Origin of the sequence: Ruegeria jejuensis, assembly GCF_041537905.1 — a bacterium.
Classification (GTDB): domain Bacteria; phylum Pseudomonadota; class Alphaproteobacteria; order Rhodobacterales; family Rhodobacteraceae; genus Ruegeria_C.
Genome location: NZ_JBGRUO010000005.1, coordinates 12,933 through 34,260 on the forward strand (window position 1 = coordinate 12,933; position 21,328 = coordinate 34,260).

The 21,328-nt window shown below is 55.6% G+C and carries 18 protein-coding genes and 2 pseudogenes; 10 read left to right on the forward strand and 10 right to left on the reverse strand.

Annotation, left to right across the window (positions count from 1 at the left end; all coding sequences use genetic code 11):
• Positions 1 to 57: 57 nt before the first annotated feature.
• From AB1E34_RS07535 to AB1E34_RS07550, 4 genes and pseudogenes are all read right to left on the reverse strand, one after another.
• Positions 58 to 240: pseudogene (locus tag AB1E34_RS07535) on the reverse strand (DDE-type integrase/transposase/recombinase); the annotation flags it as partial.
• A gap of 712 nt (positions 241 to 952) precedes the next feature.
• Positions 953 to 1,582 (reverse strand): MarC family protein, encoded by a 630-nt coding sequence (locus tag AB1E34_RS07540; RefSeq protein ID WP_372571724.1) that lies wholly within the window; start codon positions 1,580 to 1,582, stop codon positions 953 to 955.
• Positions 1,583 to 1,608: 26 nt separating this feature from the next.
• Positions 1,609 to 2,193 (reverse strand): uracil-DNA glycosylase family protein, encoded by a 585-nt coding sequence (locus AB1E34_RS07545; protein WP_372571725.1) that lies wholly within the window; start codon positions 2,191 to 2,193, stop codon positions 1,609 to 1,611.
• 439 nt (positions 2,194 to 2,632) lie between these two features.
• Positions 2,633 to 3,208 carry a carboxymuconolactone decarboxylase family protein gene (locus AB1E34_RS07550; RefSeq protein WP_372571726.1) on the reverse strand — a complete coding sequence of 192 codons (576 nt, stop codon included), beginning with the start codon at positions 3,206 to 3,208 and terminating at the stop codon, positions 2,633 to 2,635.
• A 207-nt stretch (positions 3,209 to 3,415) separates the two neighbouring features.
• On the opposite strand from AB1E34_RS07550, the gene AB1E34_RS07555 reads away from it, so the two are divergent.
• From AB1E34_RS07555 to AB1E34_RS07600, 10 genes and pseudogenes are all read left to right on the forward strand, one after another.
• Positions 3,416 to 3,949: a TetR/AcrR family transcriptional regulator gene (locus AB1E34_RS07555; RefSeq protein ID WP_372571727.1), complete on the forward strand. Its 534-nt coding sequence runs from the start codon at positions 3,416 to 3,418 to the stop codon at positions 3,947 to 3,949.
• A 160-nt stretch (positions 3,950 to 4,109) separates the two neighbouring features.
• Entirely contained in the window at positions 4,110 to 4,670 is a 561-nt protein-coding gene (locus AB1E34_RS07560) for a recombinase family protein (protein WP_372571728.1), read from the forward strand.
• A 337-nt stretch (positions 4,671 to 5,007) separates the two neighbouring features.
• Positions 5,008 to 5,553 (forward strand): annotated as a pseudogene (locus AB1E34_RS07565) (transposase); the annotation flags it as partial.
• 168 nt (positions 5,554 to 5,721) lie between these two features.
• Complete coding sequence (locus tag AB1E34_RS07570) at positions 5,722 to 6,081, forward strand: hypothetical protein (RefSeq protein WP_372571729.1); 360 nt, start codon at positions 5,722 to 5,724, stop codon at positions 6,079 to 6,081.
• Positions 6,078 to 7,337 carry a hypothetical protein gene (locus tag AB1E34_RS07575; protein WP_372571730.1) on the forward strand — a complete coding sequence of 420 codons (1,260 nt, stop codon included), beginning with the start codon at positions 6,078 to 6,080 and terminating at the stop codon, positions 7,335 to 7,337. The genes AB1E34_RS07570 and AB1E34_RS07575 overlap by 4 nt, the downstream gene beginning before the upstream one ends.
• 70 nt (positions 7,338 to 7,407) lie before the next feature.
• Entirely contained in the window at positions 7,408 to 8,667 is a 1,260-nt protein-coding gene (locus AB1E34_RS07580) for a hypothetical protein (RefSeq protein WP_372571731.1), read from the forward strand.
• On the forward strand, positions 8,667 to 10,991 hold the full coding sequence (locus tag AB1E34_RS07585; RefSeq protein WP_372571732.1) for a basic helix-loop-helix domain-containing protein: 2,325 nt from the start codon (positions 8,667 to 8,669) through the stop codon (positions 10,989 to 10,991). Before AB1E34_RS07580 ends, AB1E34_RS07585 begins: the two co-directional genes overlap by 1 nt.
• 176 nt (positions 10,992 to 11,167) lie before the next feature.
• Positions 11,168 to 11,464 carry a transposase gene (locus AB1E34_RS07590; RefSeq protein ID WP_372571733.1) on the forward strand — a complete coding sequence of 99 codons (297 nt, stop codon included), beginning with the start codon at positions 11,168 to 11,170 and terminating at the stop codon, positions 11,462 to 11,464.
• Positions 11,461 to 12,360: an IS3 family transposase gene (locus tag AB1E34_RS07595; RefSeq protein WP_372571734.1), complete on the forward strand. Its 900-nt coding sequence runs from the start codon at positions 11,461 to 11,463 to the stop codon at positions 12,358 to 12,360. The genes AB1E34_RS07590 and AB1E34_RS07595 overlap by 4 nt, the downstream gene beginning before the upstream one ends.
• 328 nt (positions 12,361 to 12,688) lie before the next feature.
• Complete coding sequence (locus tag AB1E34_RS07600; protein WP_372571735.1) at positions 12,689 to 12,886, forward strand: hypothetical protein; 198 nt, start codon at positions 12,689 to 12,691, stop codon at positions 12,884 to 12,886.
• Between the two features lie 40 nt (positions 12,887 to 12,926).
• Here AB1E34_RS07600 and AB1E34_RS07605 read toward each other — a convergent pair whose 3' ends face one another.
• The 6 genes from AB1E34_RS07605 to AB1E34_RS07630 form a co-directional block, all read right to left on the reverse strand.
• Positions 12,927 to 13,544, reverse strand: a complete 618-nt coding sequence (locus AB1E34_RS07605) for a recombinase family protein (RefSeq protein ID WP_372571736.1) — start codon at positions 13,542 to 13,544, stop codon at positions 12,927 to 12,929.
• 639 nt (positions 13,545 to 14,183) lie between these two features.
• Entirely contained in the window at positions 14,184 to 14,855 is a 672-nt protein-coding gene (locus AB1E34_RS07610) for a TetR/AcrR family transcriptional regulator (protein ID WP_372571737.1), read from the reverse strand.
• Positions 14,856 to 15,164: 309 nt separating this feature from the next.
• Positions 15,165 to 18,203, reverse strand: a complete 3,039-nt coding sequence (locus AB1E34_RS07615) for an efflux RND transporter permease subunit (RefSeq protein WP_372571738.1) — start codon at positions 18,201 to 18,203, stop codon at positions 15,165 to 15,167.
• A gap of 9 nt (positions 18,204 to 18,212) precedes the next feature.
• Positions 18,213 to 19,325 carry an efflux RND transporter periplasmic adaptor subunit gene (locus AB1E34_RS07620; protein WP_372571739.1) on the reverse strand — a complete coding sequence of 371 codons (1,113 nt, stop codon included), beginning with the start codon at positions 19,323 to 19,325 and terminating at the stop codon, positions 18,213 to 18,215.
• A 294-nt stretch (positions 19,326 to 19,619) separates the two neighbouring features.
• Positions 19,620 to 20,489: an isocitrate lyase/PEP mutase family protein gene (locus AB1E34_RS07625; protein ID WP_372571740.1), complete on the reverse strand. Its 870-nt coding sequence runs from the start codon at positions 20,487 to 20,489 to the stop codon at positions 19,620 to 19,622.
• 99 nt (positions 20,490 to 20,588) lie between these two features.
• Positions 20,589 to 21,257, reverse strand: coding sequence for an IclR family transcriptional regulator (locus AB1E34_RS07630; RefSeq protein ID WP_372571741.1), 669 nt, complete (start codon positions 21,255 to 21,257; stop codon positions 20,589 to 20,591).
• Between the last annotated feature and the right edge of the window lie 71 nt (positions 21,258 to 21,328).

Sequence of the window (21,328 nt, forward strand, 5' to 3'; positions counted from 1 at the left end):
GGTATGGATCTGTTGCGAAGTTTTGACCGACCATAGTGATAGCTTGGTACCGGCGGGCTAAGCCGCCAGCTCTGCGAATTGCCGAAACGGACAGATGCCGGGTGTGATTTGACCTTTGCGGATCATGTGTGCCACTTCGATTCCTTCGAGCGTTGCCGCCGCTGAAGAGAATGACTTGAACCCCAGCATTGGCCGAATGCGTCGCTTGATGAAACGATGATCCTGTTCGGTCATGTTGTTATCCGGCATGAATGATCGCGACGCTTCAATCGGAGGTTCTGAAGGCTTCGATGTGGATTACTATTGGTCCACCGGGATTGGGGCGTTGGGAGCACGAATGGCGGGCAGGCCGAAGTATCTCATGAGCTGTGAGCTCGAGTTGTTATCTGGCCGCCCCTTCGACTTGCCCGGTTGCGCTGCGAGCGCGGATCCGTAGTTGTCGTGTGGCCCGCTGGCTCCCTTGGTTACTTACCTTGGAAAGGAGCCCGTGATGAAAATCATTGCGCTTGATGTGCATCGCACCTTTGCTCAGGTGGCGATTCTGGAGAATGGCAAGATCCGGGATGCCGGTCAGTGCAACCGCGACACGTCCAGATATCAGTGAACATTCCAACCCGTGCTGACGTCGACGTGTAACGCCTGGATCGTCGAAACATGTAAAAAAACGCAAAAACTTAAGGTGTTGAATTCAATGGGAGGCGAGTCTCAATAATTCGGTCCCATTATTTACGTACTCCGACAATGTGTGTCGGTGTTCTTTTTTGATGAAACTGCGTGTTTAGGGAATTCAACAGCTTGGTATTTTGAATTAATGAGACTCTGTGTTCTGCAAACTTTCCTTGCGCCGAGTTCAAAGGCTGGCCGACATGACATGGCAATTGACGTCGCCGATGTGAATAGACCTATCCTTCGGTAGTTTCAAATGAATGTCTGCATCCGAGGCGTCGTGACTTCATATCAAGAGGCCGCTTTCTTTGATGCCATCAAACAGAAATTGAACGGCCAACGCAGCGAGCAGAATTCCCAATACGCGGGACACGACTTGAGCGCCTGTCATGCCAAAATACTTCTGAAACTGTGCTGCACCGATCATCAGAAGGAGCGTTACCAACAGAACGGCTATGAGCGAACCTATCACGGTCATGACCTGGACAGGATCGCCATTTGCATCAGCGACAAGTAAAATTACGGCACCGATGGCGCCGGGTCCTGCGATGAGTGGCATTGCCAATGGGAACACCGTGATATCATCTCTGTCCGCCGCTTCCGCTTCTTCTTCCGACGTCGTAGAAGTGCCGCCAGACATGCGCGCAAAAACCATGTCTATGGCGATGAGTAACAACAGAATACCACCAGCGGTCCGCAAAGCAGCTAATGAGATCCCGAGGTAGGATAGGAGCGGTTTTCCCAAGAAGGCAAAAAACAACAGGATTGCGGCTCCGATTAAAGTAGCTCTAATAGCCAATCGACGCCGCTCAGAGGGCGTTTTATCTCCTGCGAGCGCTGCGAAGACGACAGCAACATCCGGCGGACCGACTGTCGCAAAGAATGTAGCAAAGGCGATTATGGAAGCTTCGAGCATGGCGGATTCTCGTGTGGAAAGTGGAACTAGAGCAATTGTTTGGTGCGTTGTTGCAAAGCGGGGATCACATCAGTTTCGAACCAAGGGTTTGCTTTGAGCCATCTGTTATTTCGCGGACTGGGATGTGGTAGTATCAGTTTCTTGGGCCAAACATCACGCCATGACTGCACAGCAGCGGTCACGGTGTCGTCGGAGTATTCCGGTAAGTGCCAATCAATTGCGTACCGACCGATAAGCAGTGTCAGCTCGACGGCTTCCAGCATATTTAAAACGCGATCCCGCCACGCGGGGGCGCATTCGGGGCGCGGAGGCAGGTCGCCGCTCTTTCCACTACCTGGATAACAGAGACCCATTGGCAGGATTGCGAACTTCGAGGCGTCATAGAATGTCTTTCGATCAACGCCCAACCAGCTTCGCAACCGGTCTCCGGAAGGATCATCGAACGGAATGCCTTTGTCGTGCGCTTTCTTCCCCGGTGCCTGCCCAACAATCAAAATCTTGGCAGATTCGCTAATTTGCAAAATTGGGCGCGGCCCAAGGGGCAAATCTTTGCAGATCGCGCAGGCGCGAATCTCTTCCAGAAGTGCGTGGGAAGATGGGTGATCTGCCATGTTGTGTCCTCTTTGATTGGAGTTCAGAGTTTCGGATGCGGCAGCTCAACGCAAAGCAGCGCGACCGATGCCGAATGGAGCAGCAACCCGGGCAATCCGCGCTTTTCGCAGCGACCATCCCAAGGCCTTCAAGAAGAAGACGCGCAACGGTACGTAACGTATTGTTGCCCAGAGCAGGGACATCGCAATTTTCCCAACGCGATGATCGGGTGACACTTGCATCGTCTTCGTGGACGAACCAGTCCCTTCTGTGATCGTGCGTGTTCTGTTAGCTGATAGCTGGAGGGTTTGCGAGTAGTCGCTATACCGCCATGAGCCTGGGTGAATATTGAACATTCTCGGTCACCGATCCTATGAACCGTTGTCTATTGCCGTCGGCTCGTTGAGACTTGATGGCCAAAGCGTACACTATGGCCACCAACGTTTTTCAGTTTCAGTGTTAAGCACTGACCGCAACTTTAGCCTTCGGCGCTTCCCATGCGTTCGGCTGGAACGCGGCATCGACTGGCGTGTGGGAAATGTGGTTGGTGTAATTTGACTGGACTTTCAGGCTCGTGCCCAAGATCACATCCAGGATATTGCCTTCGGTATAGCCGGCAGCCAGGAACGCATCGACGTCTGCTGTATCAACGAAGCCGCGTGTCTCGTTGATGCGCGCGGTAAAGACGTGCAACGCCTGCAATTTAGGGTCAGCGATCTTTGTGCCATTCCGCAATGCTTCGATCACATCGGCGGGAACCTTCTGCATTTGCGAAATCGTCGTGTGTGCGGCCATGCAGTAAGTGCATCCGTTCAGACGGTTGTTTGTCATCAGGACAATTTGGCGCTCAGTCGGGGTCAGGTCGGTTTTCTCAAAGATACCGGTTAGAACGCCATAGGCTTCGGCCATTGCGGGCGAGCTTGCAAATACGCCGAACAGGTTCGGTACGAACCCATAGGCTTTCTGCGTTTGTTCAAGAATTTTCTTGCTGGCTTCAGGTGCGGTGTCTTTGGTGTGTACAGGAAGGTAGCTCATTGTGTTCTCCATCGAGTTTGTTTGTGCCTCTCTTATCTACATATATATAGATAGATAGCAACCCATCCAGAGTGAGAATTACTCTGAAATCCTACAACCATCTATTTACAAACATAATTTTGATGACAAACGCCGAATTCAGGCGTCGATTGGAGTAGGCTTGACTTACTAAAACTGATATACATATAGGTGATCAGGAGAAAATGAATGACTGATACACGCACACGAATCCTCGATCTGGCCGAAGATCTAACCCAAGCCAAAGGCTTCAACGGCTTCAGCTACCTTGATTTGGCGGCCGGCGTTGGGGTGAAAAGCTCAAGCATCCACTACTACTTCAAAGCGAAAGCAGACCTGGCGCTTGCTTTGGTGGAACGCCTTCGAGACGTTCAGCAAGCCGTCATGGAAGGTTTCGACAACGAAATGGATAAGCCGGAAGATCGGATTCAAGGGCTGATCAAATTTTTCGAAGGGTACGTCAGGAATGACAAGATTTGTATGTGCGGCATGATGGCTGCTGAATTTGCGCACGTTAGCCCCGATGTGCATCGAGCGTTGTCATTCTATTTCCGCGACACGCAAACATGGCTGGTGAAGCAATTTGTTGAATTGGGGCAGCCCAACCCGCAACAGTCGGCCCTGTCATTTCTAAGCGCGTTGCAGGGCTCTCATATCTTGGCCCGTGTTGAAGGCGACCCTGCGCTCGTTGGCCGAGCGCTTGGGGGCTATCTCCCGTCATAGATTTGAGACATTGAACGTAGATTTTCTGACGCGATTTTTGGGCAAGTTTGTTCAACGGATCGCTGGTGCGAAATTCACGATATTTGCACCATGTTCAGGAACCCCATGACACAAGCCTCTTGGTGTGGTGCATAAATCAGGTGCGTATTGAAAGGCGTTCATGTACGATGAGGTCATGCTTATTGGTTACGCCCGAGTGTCCAGTCACGGACAATCCCTTGATCGACAGATCGGTGCGCTAAACGCCGCCAACGTTGATAAGATTTTCCGAGAGAAGGTGTCTGGGAAAACAGTAAAGGGACGGCCTGAGCTTGAGCGCGCGATAGACGCACTTGGGGCAGGGGATGTGTTTGTGATCGCGGAGTGGGACAGGGCCACACGATCCATGATCGACGGCATCAATATCATTCAGCGGATCGCAGATCGTAGGGCTTGTGTGAAGGTGCTTGATAAACCCTGGCTCGATCTGACCACTCCGATGGGCAAAGGCATCCTCGCTTTCCTTTCCGCTTTGGCCGAAGACGAACGGGAGCGTATCACTCGACGCGCGAACGAGGGCCGTGCCATCGCTGCGCAACAGGGCGTCAAATTTGGCCGGAAACCCAAGTTAACTGAACATCAGCAGAAACTTGCTCGCGAGCGCATGGCAACTGGTGAGAGCTGTCGCGCCATCGCATTGGATCTTGGTGTAGCTCATACTACGATCTCCAGATTGCGTTGATCAGAAAGACGCATACGCTGCCGTGCAGGACAGATCCCCTTCAAACGCCGTAGATGCTTCAAAAACCTAAGTTATTGAGAACATTAGGCGTTGAGTCTCAATAATTCGGTCTCATTATTTACGTACTCCGACACATTGTGTCGGATCACCTTAATGGTGAGACTGCGGTTCCAACAAAATCAAATACTTAGCGATTTGACTTTTTGAGACTCAAGAACTTCCCAAGTTCCCACAATTCGGGTACCGGACGTTCGGTTGATGCGCGGCGAGGGTCCGGGAAGTTGGCACTTTGGCGTTGCGACCGCAACAACGTTAGGGCGCATTTATCGCCGGACGGGAACCCGCGGTTGACTGTATTTCCAAGGGCAAGGCCCGGGTGCGCTACGAGTTTGGCCGCAAGGTCAGCGTCGCCACCACGATGAAAGAAGGCTTTGTGGTCGGTATGCGGTCGCTGCCCGGCAACCCATACGATGGCTACACCCTGGCCGAAGCGCTGGAACAGGTGGAAATCCTCACCAACACGCGCCCGGCCTAGGTCTTCGTCGACCGTGGCTACCGTGGCCATGGGGTCACTTCCAGCCAAGTGTTCCCTAGCGGCCAGAGACGCCGCGTCACATCGGTCCTTTGTAAGTTGATCCGCCGGCGTAGCGCCATAGAACATACTACCGGCCACATGAAAAGCGATGGTCGCCTCAGAAGCTGCCCGCTCAAGGGCACGCGCGGCGATGCGATCTTCGCAGTCCTCTGCGGCCGCGGCCACAACATCCGCCTGATCCTGGCTCATATCAGAAATGTTTGGCCTCAAACCTGGAGCGGAATACTCGACGCCCCGACTGCAATCTCACTCGGCCGGCGGACACGACACGTCCTCGCGGCCGCATGAGCAATATGTTCAGGGCCGACTCTTTACGGACGAAATAGCCGTCGCTCACATACCTGCATACTCTGCTACGACATTAAGCGCTGCAGCTATCCCCTCAACTCTTGAAATCCGTACGAAATTGGTACAACTATTAGTTATTAAAACAAACTAGTTTTGAGGTTAAATTGTATGGCCCAGGAGTTGCTAGGTCTCGTAAAGTCCGCCGATCCTGACGTTTTGGAGATTGAAATATCGGAGCAACTGCGATTGTTGCGACATGATCCTGCGTTCAGGCAGGACGCCGAAGAAGCCGGTATCCGTCTGGAAGAACTCGATGCTCTGCCCGAAGACATGGCGTTGTTCGAAGTTGAAAAGCCAGCCAACCACCTTGGTGGCATCGCCGAAGCGATTCTAATAAAGATTGCCGTCAACGTGGGTACCGCTGCCACAATCGCCCTGTCCACCTTGATCTGGCAGAAAGTCATCAAACCGGCAATCAACAAAGGGGGTCGTTCTGTTGAAGATAAGACCGATCCCGCTGATGAATGAAGGTTATCTTCTCCGCATCTGAGGCGGAGCCTTCACTGCACCTTGTGGACCGTAAGCTAATCTCTGCGCGGTTTGCTCGCCTTGTGTCCATTGTAGCTGCCCGCGTTGATGACAAATCCGAAACGCCTGCGGCCGTAAGAAAGTTCGTGCGCGATACTGAGAACGCCATCAAGGACGTGCTGGAAGATCACAGCGAGAAGCGTGACGAGCCTCCGGTTGATGAGGCGCTCCAGTCCATCAATGCTAAGGTCCAGGAGCGCACGAACGGAGAAGACCACGAAAACGTGGCCTCCGGCATTGCCGCCTTCGAAGCCGAAACAAAACAGATTTCCTGTAAAAAGTGCAGCGCCTACTCGGACCGCAAATGCCAGGGTGGTTTCTCTGACTGGAAGCTCTTTGTTGACGGAGTAGTAGGTGGTGAGGCGCGACCGGGCGGGCTTTGCGTCAACTTTGTCCGTGAACTGACGGAGCATTTGAGCGCCTTTGCGGAAAACTGGTTTGAAAAGCATGGCGGCGAAGACTTACGCGGCCCGCCCGGCAAGATCGTTGTGTGCCTCGACAGCCTAGGCGAAAATCACGATGGTACCATGCCGCTTGATGGCAGTTATGATCCGGATAGTGGCCTGCTTGTCGTGCAATGGCCCACGGACCCCGACGACCCGGAGGTGATCGACGACGCTATTCTCATGCTACCCTATCTTCTGTTTCACGAGGTGTTTGTCCACGGCGGGCAGGGGCGGGCGCTTGAAAACACAATTGGCGAAGTGCCGTTTAGCTGCTCTTTCACGGAAGGTGCTGTCGATGCGGCTGCGCGGGACTTGCTGATAGCACTTGTACTTCCGGACATTCCGTCCGAGACGTTTCGCAGACTACGGATGCGGGCTCAGGATAGATGCGTAGACTACGGGCGAAAGCGCACCCAGCTGTCACGCGATATTACCAGTGCATCTGACAGCAAGCGGAAAAACGCAAAGATTCGCCGTGCCCGTGCTTACGGCACATACATGGTCTGGGAGAGGGTAAAAAACCTCGAGTTACATGGAGGCAGGCCAACGGACTGGAAATTCAGACTTTTGACGGCTTTGAACCTGCACATGGATCTTTCACAACGCGAAGATTTTATGGGACTTGCAGAGTTCTGGGAGGATTTGTCGCCGGATGTGAAGGACGATCTCATTGGAATCTTTGATACTTTTCTTGAAGATCGTCAAGTTAACGAATTAATGGCGCGCCTAGATCAGCTTCCCACTCCTTGATCTGTCATATAGCAAATTTACTATTGCATAGTTTGTTATTTGACGTATTATGAGTTAGAGAGGTATTGCCATGCATATTGAACAGTTCAAGATATTACGCGCCGCACGTGCAGTTGGAGAGCAGGGCTTTACTAAACCGGAGATACTATCGCGCGCAGATGTTGGTCGCGCAGCACTGGACTCCTTTTTTCGCAGAAGCGGTCAGCGATTCTTTAAAAAAACCGGCGCCAAGCGCGCAGGCGGCGAAGGCAGCAGGAGCGCTGAGGTCTGGCAGCTGCGACCAGAGGTCATCAGCGAAGTCGTCAGTTTGCTTGATGCGGATCGGGGGGCGTTTGGCCGGGCGGAAATAGACCCCAGCACCGCACGCGAGGCAATAACTAACGATCACGCGCGCTGGCAGGCGCGCGTTTCGCTTTTTGATGCTGTCGATGCTGGCGAAGGTCTTGCCCGTCTGCGGCATTTAGAAAGATGCAGCAAGTGGATTGCGAATGAGGAGCGTCGTCACCGTCACTGGGGGCGTGCCACAAGCGTCCCGGAAGAGATCAAGTTCGAATTGCAGGATCTCAAGCGACGTCGCGATGCCGTCGAATGCAAAATCGATCAGCTTGCGGCGCAACGGCCCATGCCCAGCATTCGGGATGCTTTCGACTGGTTGCGCAAGGGCGCGATACTCTACAATGAGGGCAACCCGGAGGCTTTCGCGCCGCTGAGCCTGTCTGAACACTCCCAGCCGCACAAGGTTCTCGCCGAGGCCGCATTGTTGTGTTGTGAGTTTGACGGCTGCGCGCGTGAACGTTTCATCATCGCCCTGGTTGCCATTTTACCAAGCCTTGCTGCCGGACGTGCACGCAAATTGCTTTGTGACACGCTCGACATTCTGGGGCCTGAGGTCGGTATTGCGCTTGTCGAAGGCATTGATCGCGCGCGCCCCAGCGACCGTAAGGAAGTGCTGGATCAGGTGCCTGGTGTGCTCGTCGGGTTCCAGAGTTATCCGCAACTGTTGACGCGGACGCATTTCGAATTTGTGCGTCGTTGGTTTGATAACTTGCCGTACCGTACCGATTGGAACGAGCAGTGGGCGCCGCTCTGGGCTGAATTGGGACCGCATACATTCAAAAACCCGAACGCGGTGCGGAACATGCTGCGCCTACAAAGCGAAATCTCGGTTGAGGACGGACCGAGTACATTGGAGGCGATGCGCGGGGTATTTGGCTCGGCCTATGATCGCATCTACCAACGAGTGGAGCGTCAGATCACGAACTTCTACAAGCCTCCAGCACCGCCTGTGGCTGGCGACTGGCTTCAAGACTATGGTGCGAGGGCGGCGTAATGGTCGCCGCGGATGCAGAAACACCCGAACGGGAGATCACCTACAGGCTTCGCAAGCTCGCCGCTTATTTCAGTGCCTGCCTAGACTTGCGCAACTCGATCACCTTGCAGAAAGAGGATGAGTCTTTCGCGCGGGAAGACCGCGGTAGCATTAGATACGTTCTTGACTCAAACATGGTGCGGTTTTTTCTCGATCCCATGCGCGAGAGTGCCTACGTCAACCCGTTTTCAGGCGAAGAAACACCAGCCTATCGCAAGCTTGCCATCATCACGGCGGAGTTCGTCTTTTCTCGCGAGATGGAAGGGCAGTGGGGGGTTCCGGCCTCTATCTCCGAAGAACACATGGTCGAGTTGTCCAAGCATATGGACAAGCTGTCTCGTCGCTTGGATAAGCATGCGACCAAGTTGGAATCTGTAACGCCGGAGGAAGCGGGCCTTCAAGAAGAAGCTATCCGTCTGGCACAATCCGGGGGGGATATTGCCGCGTCTGTCGAAGCGTTCAACTCCACAACGGCGACCGGCGCACATTGGCCCGAAGACGGCATCCTCAATGAGCTGCGCGAAGCTCAGATGCTGGAGCGGATACGGAGGCAGGATCTTTTGCTGCCCATGAGCCTTGACGAAAACGCCACGATCGAGGTCCTTAAACCCTCTCCGCAGGCAGTGAACTCGTGGGAGGCGCGCATTAAGGAGCAGCGGCAGGAAACCAGTCAAAAGAAAAAGCGTAATCCCAAGAAGGATACCGCAGACGCCGTTACGGCAGAACAAATCGTCCAGCTTAACCGGAACGTGACAGAGGGGACACTGGCGCCGACGCGCTATGTGCTGATCACGCTTGATCGCAATCTTTTCAATGCCGCTGTGGACTGGTGGGAAACCGAAGGGCATGAGGAGCTCGATTTCTTTCCCTTCCGCAGAATTAGTCAGTACATTCCGTTTCTCAACACTGAACGCCTGCCCAACAGCCTCAGCTCTGGCCAGATCGGCAAGGATCTGAAGGTAGCGTTAGACTCGCTTTTGGGAATGGGAACCCGCCGTAGGTACAAAGTGCCGCTTTACATACCCGAACCAACTGTTTCTCCTCCGAAAGGCAGTTTCGCGGGCGAAGTATTCACACCGCTGAGGTGGATTTCGAACCAATGGGAAGGCGTGGGACCCGTGCAACGCATGATCGTGAATCTGTGGCGTGATATGACAGAGAGAGTCAATTACCTAAACCCAGAGCTGCTCAGCCGCCGCGATGAAGCCTTTGAAAGCTTTAGGGAATATTTGTCCAACTCCCCGAACACCCGTCAAGCAGCGGTGACGTATCTACGCCAGGCGGTTGAAAGAATCGATAAGTTCAATCTGGAGCTGTCCATCGCGCACAGCATTGCTAGCGAAATCATTAAGCGCCCGGCGAATCAGCCCGCGCAAGCAGTCCGGGGCATGCCGGTGCTGCGGGAGCAATTTGACCTGATTATCGGTGATCAACCTTTGTACCCGCTGCTGGACAGGGTTGTGCTCAAGCAAGACGTCGCGCCACTCTCTTCGATTGTAAAAAGGATAGACGAAACGGAGCTCTGGCGGTCTGCATTCTTCGCTGGCTGCGTTGCTTTCTGGGTCGGGCAATGGGACGGGGCAGCGGTGTACGCGCGCCGTGCGGTTGCTGCCTCACGCAGCGAGGAGCGTCGCGCAGAGTTGACCTATTTCCAGGTGCTTACCGCACGGTTTGCCGCTTTGGATATGCCCAGCAACACAACGCTTGAACTGCAGCCCGCACTTTCGCGGATTTACGATGAGCTGACCAACATGGAGCATGACATCGACGAAATGCTCAAGGCTGCAGCTGAAAGTGATTTGTTTGCCCAGTGCCGCGCGCGGGTCGAACGCACCCATTGGATTTTGTCCCGGGCCTATGTTCAGGCTTTCCGCCAGAATCCGTGGAGTCAAGACTTAGGTGTAAGCGTTTCAAGTATTCTAGATGAACTCAATCTGCTGCGCGATGATTTGGCGACCCTGTCAAATGAGAACTTGCCGGTCGAGGCCCTGAAAACGATGCAGATTGAACACCTGGTCGGCATAGCGGGCGTCTATATTTTCCAGGAGAAGCTGACAGGGGCTTCCGTTGACAGCGCGATAAAACAGGACCTCGCCTCCAGTATCAAAGCTTGGGTCGGCAAAAACCCCGGTATTGCACCGAGTTTATACAAAGTCACGTTGCCCTTACTGAGCGACAACCCAGATGCTGCTGATCAGATTGATACAATTCTTCGGGAAGGACACCACATGACCTGGTTTGACCAGATCGCGCTCAGCCAGATGCGCGACCTCGCATTAGCCTGATTGGAATTTGGCTTGGTTGAGTGTGGAGTTAAATGCTCTTGTAATTTGGAATAATCGCTGGCGTTTCTGGCTAAGCGATCCGTTGACCTTTCTTTAGGGGTGTTCAAATGTCGTGAACTTCGTCCCTGTTCCCGGACATCGGGGTAAATTACCCCTGTCCACGAAAGGAGCATGGAATGGGACAATCGAGACGGACATTCACAGATGAGTTCAAGGCGGCAGCTGTCAGCCGTCTTTATGAACCGGGCGCGACGCAAAGCGGTGTGGCAAAGGAATTGGGTGTTTCAAGCTCGCAGTTGAAGACTTGGCGCTTGGAGATTGAAGCGGCAGGATCGATGGCAGCCGTGCGCAGACAGCAGGCGGATGCCGCGGAGTTGGAGCGTTTGCGCAAAGAGAACAAGCGCTTGAAGCTGGAGAATGAAATCCTGGAGAAAGCTTCCGCTTTTTTCGCCTCAAGGGCAGCGAAGACATGAACGCGAAGCGGGATTTCATCGTTGCCCAAAAGGCTCATTATCCTCTCGCTCAGCTCTGTCGTATTTTGGGCATCACCCGCAGTTGGTTTTACGATTTTGACAGCTCACAGCCCGCGCGAGATCGGCGGCAAAAACAACGTACTGACCGGGACGCCGATCTGCTTCCAAAGATTAAATCAGCGTTCTCTCGAAGTAAAAAACGGTATGGGTCGAAGCGGATCCACCGAGATTTGAGGGCTGACGGCGAGGTCGTGTCAGAGCGGCGTGTGGCCAGAATAATGCGACAGAACAAGATTTCACCGCGGCTGCACAAGCGACGAAAGCCGCGCACCACAAATAGTAATCACAGCCTCAAACCGTCGCCCAATCTACTGGAACAACAGTTCGATTGCATTATCCCAAACCGGGTTTGGCTTGCCGACATCACATATGTCGATACGGGCGAAGGATGGCTCTACGTCGCTGCAGTTAAGGATATGGCCACACGTGAAATCGTTGGATGGGCCATGGACGATCACCTGCGTTCAGAACTGTGTTGTGATGCGTTGAAAATGGCATTGGAGCGGCGCGGTCCGGTGCCCGGTCTCATCCATCATTCGGACCGCGGCGTCCAATATGCTGGGAGTGAATACCGTGCATTGCTGCGTTCTGCTAAGATCGTTCAATCCATGAGCCGGACAGGCCAGTGTCTCGACAACGCAACAATGGAGAGCTTCTTTGCTTCGCTGAAAAAGGAACTGGTTCATCGGGAGCGCTTCAAAACGCGCGCCCAGGCAAAGGCTGCGATCTTCGAATACATTGAGGTCTTCTACAACCGTCAGAGGCGGCATTCAGCCATCGGTTACCAAACACCCGCGCAAGCGTATGAAAACATGGCTTGGAAAACCGCTGCATAGGGCCAATAATCAGACTGTCCGGAAATCGGGACGAACTCCATCGTGCTACAACCACTGGGTAAAGCTTGCGCTCAGATTTGAAGAGTGTATCGCTGCGGCAATTGGGAGCTTTTATCTGCGATAGATATGTTGATCCTCCGGGAAAAATCGGGATCGCGTCGAATGACAGTTTAATGGGCAGCAAATGGAATAGCTGCAATGATGAGACAAGCTGTGTGCGTGTATCGCCTTTGCGGCGAACTGTGACCTGGAGAAAACTACGTCTCCCACCGCAGACATGCACAACAAGGTATGATCCCATTTCTGAACAAACAGTTGGCCGGGAACGATGACTGAAATTGGCGATAGCCTCGTTAGAGGTGCAAAAGAAGCACTAGAAATTTCAAAGGGCAAACTTGAGCCTGCTGGCTTATTCGCGCCTAGTGAAGAAACCGAAGCCGAGTGTGCCGCAGATGCTTCTTATAGGGCAACTGTCCACCAAGTACCGTCGCTAAAGCAGAATTCACAAAACCGTTCCAAGGCTTGAACCCTTGAGTTTTTATGGTCGAACTGCAAGTAAACAGCTTTTACTTTTCCTCGCGTGAATGCCTATCGAACTTATTTTCCACGTCGGTCGAGCCGTCTGCATTCTGTTGCCCGACTGGTGCGCTCAGCGCTCGATAAACGGTCATCCGAGACACGCCCAGATCGCGCGCGATCAGGGCTTTGAGTAAGCCGCTAGCCGCAAGAGATCGAATTTGCTGGTCATTTGTTTGCTTTCGCCTGCCACGATAGGCGCCTCTTTCCTTAGCGGCGTCAATGCCGGCTCTCTGTCTGTCGCGGATGAATTTCAGTTCCATGTCAGCGACCATGCCGAGCACTGTTACCACTATTCGACCAAGATCACCGGCAGTACTAACTTCCGGTTCAAGAACCCGCAGGGAAGCGCCTTTGGCATCCAGTTCATGCACCAGGTTCAGAACATCCCTCGTAGAACGACCAAGGCGGTCAAGTCGGTGAACAACCAGTTCATCACCTTCGCGTAAAAACTCGAAGATGGTTTCCAATTCCGTGCGCCCGTCACGCGATGCACCTGATCCTTTCTCTGACCGGACGATCTCGCACCCAGCTTTCTTCAATGCTGCCGTTTGAATCTCGAGATCTTGGTTCGTGGTGCTTACTCTGGCGTATCCGATGCGGGGCATTTGGTATCCGTCACATTAGGGTAGAGGTGATGTCCATTCCGTCACATAGCTGAGTTTACCACCCTAACGGGACAGTCGATCATGTCACATCGGGGGGTTATCTTACGGTGTACCCAATTGTTACATACGGATGTGCAAGCTATCGAAAACGAGGGCAGCTTTCTGACAGGGTAGGATGTTTGACTTTTCATGCTCGCCACGTCTTTGCGGATCGCGCGTAGGCGTCCGTGAGTTCAGTGGGTGACAGTTTGTTCAGATGGCTCTCTTCGAACACAACTGCGTCGTTGGATAGAAATTGGTCCATGTTCATCCGTTCCCTGGCTTCGAGGATGAACGGATGTTCAACCGCCAGTGCTGCCAGCAAGCTTCCTGTTTCGATATTCTGCTAATCAATCAAGCCCAAGTAAGACAAACTGTGCTGGTTTCCAGGTTGCGAAGAGGCTCATTGGCTTTCTGTTTAACGTCGACTTGAAGCGCTTGAACCGTCGAAACACTCAAAAAGCGCAAAAATCTTAAGGTGTTGAATTCAATGGGGGACGAGTCTCAATAATTCGGTCCCATTATTTACGTACTCCGACACTCTTTGATCGTGCGGCGCCTAAGTCGCGTAAGACTGATTATGGTAAATAAACTGGCATATCAGGCCTCGGCGGGGCTGAGTTGGTCTGCGGCCAATGGATGTATGCCCGCAGCCCAGGAGGCGCGAAGCATCCTGATTGCGATTTCGATGCTGCGCTGGCCTTCGGCTTCGTCGAGGTCCACCGCCTGATTTACCGCCGCATTGGCGAAGCCGAAAAGCACGGTCAGGGTTTTCTTGAACTCTGCCAGCTTGTCATCCCGCACGAAATGCTGCGCGGCCGCATAGACCGTTTCGACATTTTCGAGCGTGTCGTCAAACTCTGCCGACAGGACCGACTTGTCAGAGGCCGCGCCAGTCCAGATTTTCTTGAGAACCCAGTCGCCGCGCAGCGTCTGATAGTAACTCTGCAACAGTGCTTCCATCCGCTCCATGACTTCGGTCAGTGTTCCCGGTGGTGTGCGGAATGCTTCTTTGAGATTGCGGCGCTGTTGGCGCAGATATTCGTCGCAGATTGCCGAAACCACGGCGCCCTTGTTGGGAAAATACTGATACATTGAACTGATGGTGATCCCGGCCTCTTCGGCGACATCGGTCATCTTGAGGTCGGTATATCCCTTTCCCGCGACAACGGTTTTTGCTGCGCGCAGGATTTGTTCGACACGTTTCTGCGCGCGCGCCTGGCGCGGGACTCTTACGGGCTCTTGGCGTTGTTTATTCTTGGTGGTTCGCATAGCACACCTGAATTTTTTCAGATATCGAGTGGAGTCTCGTTTTGACAATAGATAGCATGGGCCTGTGTCGCAGCGGCATTTATCTGGCCCGGAAATTCCCTTCAAGATCGATGCGCCAGTTGTCGGGCCGCGACCCGTTCGCAGAGCCCTGAACATGGCGCGCGCGCATATAGTCGGGGTCGGAGGACTCCTCTGGCTCCGCCTGGAAACCGATCGGCACGGCCAGGCCGCGTCTGGGCGCGCAACCGATGCTCGGCGGCACGATCAGAAAGGCAGGCAGAGGGCGAGACGGAAGATCCCTGCCCGCCATCACGCGGGTTCCGGCACAGGCTCTTCACGCTTGGCGTCGCGTGAGAAGAGCACGTAGTAGAAGACCGGCGCCGCGATCAGCGTCAGGATCGAGGCAAAGGCCAGTCCGCCCATGATCGTCACCGCCATCGACTGGAAGAACTGGTCGGTCAGCAGTGGCAGCATGCCCAGAATGGTTGTTGCCGCCGCCAGGGTCACCGGCCGCATCCGCGAGACCGAGGCCTTGATGATGGCCTCTCGCAGCGGTTTGCCGGTTTCGCGGACCAGATCGATCTCTTCGACCAGAACAATGCCGTTCTTGATCAGCATTCCCGACAGGCTGAGCAGCCCCAGGAGCGCGGTAAAGCTGAACGGCAATCCGGTCAGCGACAACCCGATCACCACCCCATTGACCGACATCGGCACCAGCAGCCAGATGATCAGTGGCTGGCGCAGCGCGTTGAACAGGAAGACCGAGATCAGCACCATCACCAGCAGCGACAAGGGCAACTGGCGGGCAAGGCTCGCCTGGGCCCTGGCGGAATCCTCGTGTTCACCGCCCCATTCCATCTTGTAGCCCAGCGGCAGCGGGATCGCCTCGACCGCGTCGCGGATCGCGCTGTGTACCGAGGCAGCGGTCGCGTCGGGCGTCACATCGCCGGCGACGGTGAGGGTGGGCACCCGGTTGCGACGGTGGATCAGCGTGTCCTGCATTTCGAAATCGAACCCGTCCGACACTTGCGCCAGTGGTACGAACTGGTCGGCCGTGTCGGAGTAGATCAGCTGATCCAGCAGAACCGAAGGGTCATCGGGGTCAACCCTGACATAAATCGGCAGCTGCCGGTCGCTGTCGCGGAACACGCCGCTTGGAATGCCATCCGTGGCAAACAGCAGCACCTCTGCCATGTCGCTGCGGGTGATGCCCGCCGTGCGGGCGCGATCTTCGGAGAACAGCGGAATGATCGCCGTCTCGCGTTCACGCCAGTCGGTGCGCAGACCGGTCAGCTTGTCCGAAGCCTGAGTCATCACGGCCATCGCCTCTTGGCTCAGGCGGCGCAGCTCATCGGGGTCGGGACCCGAGATGCGCAGCTGAATCGGGTTGCCATCGCCGGGACCGAACAGCAGACGCTTGGTCCTGAATTCGCCCTGGGGCAGGTTTTCGCGGGCAAAGGCCTCGGCGCGGGCGCTGAGCGGGGCGATATTATCCAACTCGTCCACGCGCACGATGATCTGGCCATAGCTGATATTGGGGTCTTCGGTGGGATAGGTCAGCATGAACCGGCTGGCCCCCTCACCCACGAAAGTGGTCATGGCGGTGACCTCGTCCTGCTCGGCCAGCCAGGTCTCGATCAGCTTCAGATCTTCGGAGGTTTCCTGGATTTTGGTGCCCTGCGCCAGCTTGTAGTGAATGAAGAAAAGCGGGGTGTTCGAGCTCGGGAAGAACTGCTGTTTGAGGCTGCCGAAACCGGCAAAACAGACGGCGGTCAGTGCCACCAGCAAGATGATCACCAGCCAACGGAGCCGGATGGCAACACCCAGGACCGAGGCGAACATGCGGAACATCAGCCCGTCATAGGCATCTCCGTCACCGCCCGAACCGACCTTGAAGAAGTAGTGACCCAATAGCGGCGTTACGGTGATTGCCAGAATCCAGGACAGCATCAGCGACAGGCCGATCACCGCAAAGAGCGAGAACAGGAATTCGCCGGTCTCATCGGGGCTGAGCCCGATCCCGGCAAAGGCCATGATGCCAATCACGGTGGCACCCAGAAGCGGGATCTGGGTTTTGTTGGCGGTGTCATGGGCCGCATCGCGCGAGGATTTGCCGCGCGCCATATCGGTCTGCATGCCCTCAGCGATCACGATGGCGTTGTCCACCAGCATACCCATCGCAATGATGAGCGCGCCGAGGCTGATCCGCTCCATCTCGATCGAAAAGATCGACATCATCAGAACCGTGCCCGTCACCGTCAGCAACAGCGTTGACCCCACCACAATGGCGGCGCGCCAGCCCATGGCGGCGGCCAGCACGGCGATCACGATGGCGACCGACATGGTGAGGTTGATCAGAAAGGCGTTCGACGCCTCGTCAACGATCAGGTGCTGCTGGTAGATCGGGCTAAGTTCGACACCGGCTGGAATGCTCGATTGCAACTCGGCAAGTTTCTGGTCGACGCGGTGGCCCACCTCGACGATGTTCTCGGTTTGAACACCCGCGACCCCGACGGTAAAGGCCTCGACCCCGTCATGCCGGATGATCAGGGCGGGGTCCGCGACCCGGCTGCGTTCGACGGTGGCGATGTCGGCAAGGCGGACGAGCTTGCCGTTGACGCCAACGGTCAGGTTCTGGATTTCGGCAACCGTGTTCGAACCGTCCGGACGGTTGATGCGTATCCCGTTTGCGCGCCCGGCCTCAGCCAAGGCGTTGGCGGTCGCGATATGCTGACCGATCACTGCGGGCGGTACGCCCAGATTGGCGGTCAGGTCCAGATCGGGCTGAACATAGATCGCCTCGTCCGGAAGACCGCTGAGCGCCACATCCGCGACCCCGGTTACCGACAGCAATTCGCGCCGGATGAATGTGGCCAGCTCATGGCGTTCGCGGTCGGTAAACCCGGGGGCGGTTACGGCGAAATAAATGCCAAAAACATCTCCATAGCGGTCATTTACAAAGGGCGTATAGGCTGCATCGGGCAGAGATGGTGCTGCATCATCCACCCGCGCGCGCAGCTTGGTCCAGACCGCAGGCAAAGCGCCGCTGGAAATGGTTTTTTTCATGTCGACCTTGATCAATGACAGGCCCGGCGTGTTCACCGACTCGATCTTGTCGACCTCGGACATCTTCTGGATTTCGCTTTCCAGCTTTTCGGTCACCTCATGCGCAACCTCATCCGCCGTGGCACCGGGATAGAGAGTGACAACTGTTGCGGTCTTGATCGTGAAGGCCGGATCTTCGAGTCGGCCAAGCGAAAAGAACCCGACAACCCCGCCGAACAGGCAGGTCAGGATGACAATCCAGGTCGCAATTGGATTGTTGATGCTGGAACGCGCGATCTGCATGATCTGTCCTTACTGGCGGAATTCAGTGAAACGACGCACCTGCGCGCCATCGCTCAGAACCGACACACCGGCGGCGACGATCTCTTGCCCTGGGTTCAGGCCAGCGAGGACCTCGAACTCGCCATCGCGGCCCACGGCCAGATCGACCGGCACGCGGCGCAGGCTGCCGGTCTCGCCATCCTTGCTGTCGAAGACAAAAACTGAGGTCTCTCCGCCTTCACTGGCGGACACGGCAGATGCAGCGATGCGCATCACGCCGGTCTCTCGGGCCAGCGTGGCCAGAACGCGTACCGAGGAGCCGGGGAAAATCTGTATTCCCTCGGGCGGCGTCATCCCGAGAGTCACGCGGAAGGTCTGGCCGATCTGCGAGGTTTCGGCGTTCACCTCCCGAACCTCCAGTGGAAATAATTCATCGCTGGCCGGGAACTTTGCCTGCAACTTGACCTCGGTTCTGGCGCCGACCCGTTGAAACAGAACTTCGGGCACATCGATCTCGATGCGTAAATCGGACATGTCGTGCAAGCGTACAACATGGGTGCCCGGCGAGACGGTGGTGAAATTGGCGACCTCGCGATAGGCGACCAGAGCGTCGAAGGGCGCCAGCAGGGTCGATTGGCGCAGGGCGTATTCGGCCTCTTTAAGCTGAACCACCGTCAGTTCGGCATTGGTCTGCGCGTTCTCAAGCGTCACGCGGCTGACCGCGCTGCCTTCCAGCCGCTTCATCCGCGCAAGGTCACGCTCGGCTTGTGCATCGGCAAGTTGCGCGCGGGTGAGGCTCAGCTCGAAAGGCTCCTGATCGAGTTGGGCAACCAGTTCCCCTTTGGGAACGATTTCGCCCTCGACGGCGGGAAATGTGACGATCTGACCGCCGACTTGAAAGGCCAAATCCACCGTTTCCTTAGCAACGACCTGCCCGAAGAAGGTGCGGGTTTGGACGTCTTCGACCGCATCCAGGGCAAATAGCTTGACCGGGGTTAGCGCCTTTTCATCTGCCGCCAGTGCGGGAAGGCCCCCATAGGCGATTATCCCAAGGACAAGGGCGAGCATTTGAACCAGTTTCGATTTCGCAACGCCAAACGTATCCCGGCCATTTACAGGACCGGCAGATGTCATACAGCTCATTGACTGGAACCCCTTATCTGAAAGTTTTTCAGCTTTTCAAAGTGTGTCCTAACATGTTAACGAGGGGTGGGCCAAGTCAAACTTCCTTGAAGTTACGTGAGGTTTCACAGGTCATGTGGGAGGTTGTTGGTATTGGGTAATGCACCAACATTTCAAATGTTTGCATCCTATAGCTAAAGTCGTTCTCTGCCGCATATGGGCGGATTGCTGCCAGAGAGGCCGGATCGCACCTCTTCGACTACCGCAGATATTCACACGGTAAAGGTGCTTGAGCGATAGGGCGCGTTCGTCGCGTCAGGTGTATTTTGCCTCAAGCGCGTCATAGTGATCCTTACGGACAGTATCCTGACGCATCTTGAATCCGGCCAGAGGCCCATCCTCGGTCATGATACCGTCGGCTTTTAGCTGCGACAATGCGTTGACCATGCCATATAGCGCGCCCTGCAGCGCGACATTGGCATAGAGTACAAGGCCGAAGCCCATCCGGTCGAGCGCATCGAAATCAAGGATCGGGGTCTTGCCGCCGACCACCAGATTGACCAACTGCGGCGTGCCCTGCAAGCGGCGCGGAATCTCACGGATCTCCTCCTCAGACACCGGCGCTTCGACAAAGGTGATGTCGGCGCCGTCCTCGATGAAGGCTGCGGCCCGGTCCAGCGCTTGGTCCAGTGTACTGCCAGCGCGTGCATCGGTACGGGCGACGATCATGAAGTTCGGGTCCTGACGTGCATCGACAGCGGCCTTGATCCGGCCCCGCGCCTCGTCCAGCGGCACCACATCCTTGCCCGAGAAGTGCCCGCAACGCTTAGGGTTCACCTGATCTTCCAACTGGATTGCACTGGCCCCCGCGCGCTCCAGCATCCGCACCGTATGATGCACGTTCAGCGCGTTGCCGAAGCCGGTATCGGCATCCACCACGAGGGGAAGATCGCTGGTGTTGCGGATCGCCGCGCAATGCTGCGCGATGTCGGTGAGGTTGATGAAACCCAGATCGGGCATGCCGTAGAACGTGTTGGTAACGCCCGCGCCCGAGATATAGATCGCCTCGAACCCCAGATCCTCAATCACCCGCGCCGCTAGAGCGTTTGCGGCCCCCGGCATCAGCACAGCGCGGCCAGCGGTCAGGCGCTCGCGAAAGGCCTTGTTGATCTCATGTGTCAGCATCTTGCATATCCTTCAGCGCGACCCGGTGTTGCGCGTATCTAGCCGGTTGGCCGGGTTTACGGCAAGGCGGCTCAATTCGCGTTTCACCAGAGAGAATGATTACGCCGTCAGTGATTTCGCCAGGGTTTCCAGCAGCGGCACCACCGCTTTGCGGGCGGCGTCATCGAACCGACTGGCCAGACCCGAAACGGTCAGCGCGCCTTGCAGCGCACCGTCGCGGGAAAAGACCGGCGTCGAAACGGATGAGATATTGGGGTTGGTTTCGCCCACCGACATGATCGTTCCGGCAGAGTTGAACCCGTCTGTTCCGCCCACATCCTCGCCGCTGAAATGGCGCAGCACCATGCCAGAGGCCCCGGTTGAGAGCCGCAGGCGCATCCCCTCTTCTACATGAAACCGCAGCAGGTTGGGCGAATTTTCCCTGTAAAGACAAACTCTTTCGGTGCCCGAGCGCACGTAAAAGGAGGCGGTTTCGCCGGTCGCCTCGGCCAGCATCCGCAACGCCGGCGCCACATGTTCGCGCCGCGTGAAGTCGCGGCGAAAGATCAGGCCCAGCCGCCAGACGCTGGGACCAACGCTGAACACCCCGTCACTGTCGCGCTGGACAAAACCATAGATCGCCATCGAATTGGTCAGCCGCAGGATCGTGCTTTTGTGCAGCCCGGTTTCCTCGGCCAGTTGCGCCAGCGTCATCTCGGGGCGGTGGGCCGAGAACGCGTTCAGGATCGACATGGCCCGCTCGACGGATTCCGTTCTGGTGGCGCACATTGCTTTTCTCTGGAGTTCTCTCTGATGAAACGCTGTATATCCGACCTTGCAGGGCCGGGGGTGGATTGTCT

Coding starts and splice junctions, on each gene's coding strand:
- AB1E34_RS07540 (WP_372571724.1), bottom strand. CDS start 1,582: ATGCTCGAAGCTTCCATAATCGCCTTTGCTACATTCTTTGCGACAGTC.
- AB1E34_RS07545 (WP_372571725.1), bottom strand. CDS start 2,193: ATGGCAGATCACCCATCTTCCCACGCACTTCTGGAAGAGATTCGCGCC.
- AB1E34_RS07550 (WP_372571726.1), bottom strand. CDS start 3,208: ATGAGCTACCTTCCTGTACACACCAAAGACACCGCACCTGAAGCCAGC.
- AB1E34_RS07555 (WP_372571727.1), top strand. CDS start 3,416: ATGACTGATACACGCACACGAATCCTCGATCTGGCCGAAGATCTAACC.
- AB1E34_RS07560 (WP_372571728.1), top strand. CDS start 4,110: ATGTACGATGAGGTCATGCTTATTGGTTACGCCCGAGTGTCCAGTCAC.
- AB1E34_RS07570 (WP_372571729.1), top strand. CDS start 5,722: ATGGCCCAGGAGTTGCTAGGTCTCGTAAAGTCCGCCGATCCTGACGTT.
- AB1E34_RS07575 (WP_372571730.1), top strand. CDS start 6,078: ATGAAGGTTATCTTCTCCGCATCTGAGGCGGAGCCTTCACTGCACCTT.
- AB1E34_RS07580 (WP_372571731.1), top strand. CDS start 7,408: ATGCATATTGAACAGTTCAAGATATTACGCGCCGCACGTGCAGTTGGA.
- AB1E34_RS07585 (WP_372571732.1), top strand. CDS start 8,667: ATGGTCGCCGCGGATGCAGAAACACCCGAACGGGAGATCACCTACAGG.
- AB1E34_RS07590 (WP_372571733.1), top strand. CDS start 11,168: ATGGGACAATCGAGACGGACATTCACAGATGAGTTCAAGGCGGCAGCT.
- AB1E34_RS07595 (WP_372571734.1), top strand. CDS start 11,461: ATGAACGCGAAGCGGGATTTCATCGTTGCCCAAAAGGCTCATTATCCT.
- AB1E34_RS07600 (WP_372571735.1), top strand. CDS start 12,689: ATGACTGAAATTGGCGATAGCCTCGTTAGAGGTGCAAAAGAAGCACTA.
- AB1E34_RS07605 (WP_372571736.1), bottom strand. CDS start 13,544: ATGCCCCGCATCGGATACGCCAGAGTAAGCACCACGAACCAAGATCTC.
- AB1E34_RS07610 (WP_372571737.1), bottom strand. CDS start 14,855: ATGCGAACCACCAAGAATAAACAACGCCAAGAGCCCGTAAGAGTCCCG.
- AB1E34_RS07615 (WP_372571738.1), bottom strand. CDS start 18,203: ATGCAGATCGCGCGTTCCAGCATCAACAATCCAATTGCGACCTGGATT.
- AB1E34_RS07620 (WP_372571739.1), bottom strand. CDS start 19,325: ATGAGCTGTATGACATCTGCCGGTCCTGTAAATGGCCGGGATACGTTT.
- AB1E34_RS07625 (WP_372571740.1), bottom strand. CDS start 20,489: ATGCTGACACATGAGATCAACAAGGCCTTTCGCGAGCGCCTGACCGCT.
- AB1E34_RS07630 (WP_372571741.1), bottom strand. CDS start 21,257: ATGTGCGCCACCAGAACGGAATCCGTCGAGCGGGCCATGTCGATCCTG.